At 31.1% G+C, this 4,911-nt stretch carries 3 protein-coding genes; all 3 read left to right on the top strand.

All coding sequences use genetic code 11. The features are described 5' to 3' along the window. Positions 1-757 (top strand): protein translocase subunit SecF (gene secF, locus F6K13_RS18230; RefSeq protein ID WP_287287949.1); only part of this gene is annotated, 757 nt, incomplete at its 5' end. A gap of 384 nt (positions 758-1,141) precedes the next feature. Then, on the top strand, positions 1,142-1,528 hold the full coding sequence (locus F6K13_RS18225) for a hypothetical protein (RefSeq protein ID WP_124145686.1): 387 nt from the start codon (positions 1,142-1,144) through the stop codon (positions 1,526-1,528). Between the two features lie 1,383 nt (positions 1,529-2,911). Continuing rightward, on the top strand, positions 2,912-3,499 hold the full coding sequence (locus tag F6K13_RS18220; RefSeq protein WP_161564591.1) for a M23 family metallopeptidase: 588 nt from the start codon (positions 2,912-2,914) through the stop codon (positions 3,497-3,499). Positions 3,500-4,911 lie beyond the last annotated feature (1,412 nt).

Raw genomic sequence — 4,911 nt, 5'->3', positions numbered from 1 at the left:
GAGCAATCAAGATTTAGGTAATAGCAAGATTCAAGTTGTAGGAGAAGAAAAACAAGCTCTTGACATACGCACCAAAACTCTAGATGTTGATAATAGAACTAAATTAATCGCTGCTTTAAGTTCAGAGTTTGGTGAATTCGATCCAAGTTCTACACAAATTGATACTGTTGGCCCTACTTTGGGACGACAAATTTTTACTTCTGGAATATCAGCTCTCCTGGTTGCTTTCTTTGGTATTACTGTCTATCTAACTTTTAGATTCCAGTTGGACTATGCAGTATTTGCTTTTGTCGCTCTGTTCCATGACATATTAGTGACGGTGGGTATTTTTTCAATTATTAGTTTAGTAGTTGGTGTTGAGGTAGATAGTTTATTCTTGGTTGCTCTACTAACTATTATTGGATTTTCGGTTAACGATACAGTGGTAATTTATGACCGAGTTAGGGAAGTAATTAAGCGCTATCCAGGAGAGTCAATAGATCGTATTGTTGATGATGCAGTCAATCAAACTTTGACCAGATCTATTAATACTACTGTGACTACTCTATTACCGTTAGTAGGCATTCTTCTATTTGGTGGTGAAACTTTAAAGTATTTTGCCTTAGCTTTAATTATTGGTTTTATTGCAGGTTCTTACTCTAGTATTTTTATTGCTAGTACACTTTTAGCTTGGTGGCGCGAGCGTATTGGTCAATCTATTCCTAACCCAGTAGTAGAAAATTTTCAATTACCAGAAGACCAAGAAAATACTGTTTAGGGTTTGCTGAAAAAGTCTTATGGGTGAGGGTAGGAGACAGGAGATAGGAGACAGGAGACAGGAGACATGGTTACTTAGAGGAGGTAGGAGTAAGAATTGTAAGAATAATTTTTCTGCCCAACTATGCGCCTAAAATACGCTCCTTTTTGAGGGTTTTAGACTGAAACAGGCGCACTGCAATTCGACCCCAAAAAGGCTAAAACTTTTATCTGTAAATACTTTGAGATTTAATCAGCAAGCCCTATTTAAAAATAACTATAGGAAAATGATAATTTGAAAATTATAATACTTAATTTTTCCCTATTTCTTCTAAAAAGTTTTGTCATAGTCTTTGATTAAATTGGTATATCATAAAAATTTACTCTTGCTTATTTCTTCCTCAAAATGAACAAAGATGATCCAGTTTTAAAAGTCCGAGTCGAAAGACTTTACAGACTAATCATCTACGTTAGATGGCTGATAGTTGGGTTGCTTTGGATGAGTATTGGTTTTCTAAGTCTCTGGAGTTTACGCAGAGAAATTTCTTTGTGGGCAGAGCATTTTACTTGGATTGCTGTACGTTACGCTTTGATTTATCATAGGTTACCGACACTTGGTTTAGGTTTGTGTATTGGTATGACAACTGCTGTTTTAGTTTGGCAAAGTAGACATATTCTTTGGGGTTTATCTCCTGAAGAACAAAAGCGTTTAGAAGAACAAGTATGTCAGATTAGTGCTCAAGGACCTACTAATATTTTGTGGAAGTGGGTAATTAAAGATAACTCAAATTAATTCTTATTAGGGACTTTAAATAATTTAAATAAAAATATATTTCTTGAGTAGCAGGGTAATTTCATTCTAGATTTTGACAATGAATTTATTGATTTTCAGACAGGGAAAGATAAAATTCCTAAAGCTGTAAATAACGTGGTTTAGTCAATGCATAAAATGGCACAGTTTAGAATGAAACAGCCCTGCTTTAGTAGGGAGCAGAGATGAGGAGGTGTCCAAGAATTGGATAATTGATTTTTTGCTATTTCCTTATACCAAATTCATCAGAAGTTGCATAGAATTATTTTCGTCAAAGTTGACTTTAGATCGAGATATACAAGTTAATAAATTTGATAGTTCTATGCCACTTCAGATTAAATTGGTATAATATACAATACCTAAAACCTCATTCTGTGTAGCTTTACATGAAATAGGTATTAGTTAGTAGTAGCATTACTACAGTTTTTGATTTTAAAATACTAGAAACTAGAAGTAAGTGCTGATTATTTAACTCGGAGGATGAGAAAAAAAGTAATAAGGTTAGACTGACTTTTTTTTACTGAACTAAATCAATTATAAGTATAGCTACCTTTAAACTGTAGCATCTGTATCCTATCTAACTAAATGAAAATTACTATAGCGTTTTCAAATGAGATGTCAAACAAGAGTTAGTTATTTACTAACAGTAAAAAGTCCGGCAAACCTTCTTACCTGTTGCTTCTAACATGATTGCCTTTTGCCTAAAAGCGTCCATTTTTTTTACGCAACTCAAATGAAATTACTATATAACTGACAATTTTTTATCCAGAAAACAAAGGCAACAAATTATAGAAGGAAAAGTTTCAAACTTATTAAGTATGTTTTGAATTTTTTACATAGGATTTAGGATTGCTAATATATATAGAAAAAATTTTAAAATTTTATATTTTTTAATCTCAATGTCTGGAATTTAGCAGATACATAATGAAGAATTTTATATCAAACTAAAAAAAACAAAATAGGTAAAATTTATTCTTTAAGTTCTACAGTTATAGTATGTTTAAAAACTATCTATTGGTACATAGTTTACTTCTATTTGCCCTGAAGACGTAATAGGAGAATCTATAAGTTTTTGATAAATCAAGATGATTTTCTGAAAACCATCTTTAGTATTGTGCAACTGTACTGTCTTTATAATTCCCAATTGATTGTAATAATAAAAATTCAATTATGCAATTTTTCTTGAAAAAATTTCCGCTAAAATTAAAATATAAAAAAATATCTAAAAATTCAATAAAGTACCCTCAATTACCATTTTTTTTGATAATTAAACAACTTGCCTTTCACGCAAAAGATAATCGTTATACTGGCAGTATTAAAAATTTTTTAGTTTTTTTGATCTTTATATCTTTGATCTATATAACAGTGCTAGCTCCTTTCGTAAAAACAGGAGTCAAAATTTTCGAGCAAACTATAAAAAAAATTGACATTGTTCAAGAATGGGTACAAGAACACTTCCAGAAAATTAGTCCATTGTTTCCCCCATACTATGGTAAATCCGATCGGTTTCTCCCTTATGTAGTTCATACACCTTATTTGATTGACGATAGTCCTCCTGGAGCTTACGATTTTACTCTAGAACAAAATGGTAAATTAAAAATTCCCATTCCAGCACCCTGTCAAGGAACTATTCTTAGAACTAGATTTCAAGGCACAAATGGAAGTTTTACAACTGCCCAAGGTGCAGGTCAGATAGTTGAACTTATGTGTGATGGGACTAATTATTATTGGTTGATGGGTCATTTAGTTCAAGGTTCTCCACCAAGAAGAGGAACAAGAATTAAGAAAGGACAACCAATTGGTATTCAAGGACTTACAGGAAGAACTTCTGGTTATCATGTTCATGCTCAGATTCACTATCATAGTGGGCAAAGAATCACTAACAGAAAGATTACTCGCCCTTTTGTTGAAAATTACATCAAATTTTTGAGAAAAGGTTCTTATTTGGAATAAATAGGCAAATATGAGAAAGTCACACTTAAATTAATAAATCTTAATAAATATCAATTTCTGGCAAAAATTGTAGTTTGTTATTTTACTTATGTTTAGCAGTTAAGAGCATCTATCAACAGTTAATACTAACTATTTTCATATTCAGCGCTGGCAATGAATTGATTTCATATTTTCTATTTTCACTCGCCTTAACTTTGTGTTTACAAAAGTTTGCTCATAAATCTTGATGTTAAACTGTTACCATCAAAAAATTAATTTATCTTAACGTAAATATTTAACCCTAATTGCTAAAGTTTGAGATAACTTACATATAAGGGGTATCTGTTATAATACCAATTGAGTGTACATAATGATGTAAAGGATAAGTATTATTCGCAGTAGCAAACTCTCTAAATTAGATATTTTTCAGATTATTAAGTCTACCTTGACAGTTTTTTTGCTCACAGGTCAGCTCCAAAGTTACAATAAGACAGTTAAGAAATTACAAATATCAAAATTTGCTATTATTTAAAGATTGACACCACAGTGTAAAAATTAACATAAAAATTCAAATAATTAATTAATTTGTGTTAGATTACAGAAGAATAAACAACAAAAGATCGATCTGTAATGACCGTAACTACAAAAAAATCATAAGTATGAGGATAATTAAGAGTGACTTTTGCTCGAATTAAGTTGTTATACTGGAAAGTACTTAGTTTTTCCCCAATTAGACTTCAACTATCGCAGATAGAATAAAATTAATTATCATAATATAGGAATCAGTAATAATACTGAACCAACAAGTCTTGAAAATATTAGCAGTCAGCAGTTGGGCAAAATTTTTATCTATAGTTAAAATTAAGTCCTATGTTTGAAAAAACTATGAATACTTCTCTAAATTCAACATGATAAATAGCGGAGCTAAATTAATGTACAGATTATTGCTAGCATTAAACTAATAAAAATAGTCACCTGGAAATCTTACCAACCAACCCTAAGATTAATAGGAGATGTAATAGTAAGAGTAGGTGCTAAGAAAAAAAGGAGGTGTAATAGAAAAAAATAATAACTATAGTTCATCCCTTTCTGGGATTGATTAAAAGGTTTATGGTTAGCGTGTTATTTTTCATCTGTTAGATGAGAAATGAAAACCCTCATCTAAATTCTTACCTCATAAAGTGGGAAGAGAAAGGGGGGCAACTATGAGGTACACCCTTCATGTCTAAATAGTTGTCATTTTTGATAATGAGTAGCTGATACATTAATTTGAGATTGCTTGTGTCAGTTTCTTTTAATTGTTAATAGGCTGAAAGCTTAAGTTATGTTACTAACATAATTAGATAGCCTAAAGCTTAAAAATTTATTGTTCATAGCAAACACAATGCGAGGTTACGATCAAACTCTCAGTATGGTAGATTCCTATTCAACTA

Origin of the sequence: Okeania sp. SIO2B9, assembly GCF_010672505.1 — a bacterium.
Lineage (GTDB): Bacteria > Cyanobacteriota > Cyanobacteriia > Cyanobacteriales > Microcoleaceae > Okeania > Okeania hirsuta.
Note: the sequence above shows the minus strand (reverse complement) of the source record. Positions and strands in the feature narration are given on the sequence as shown.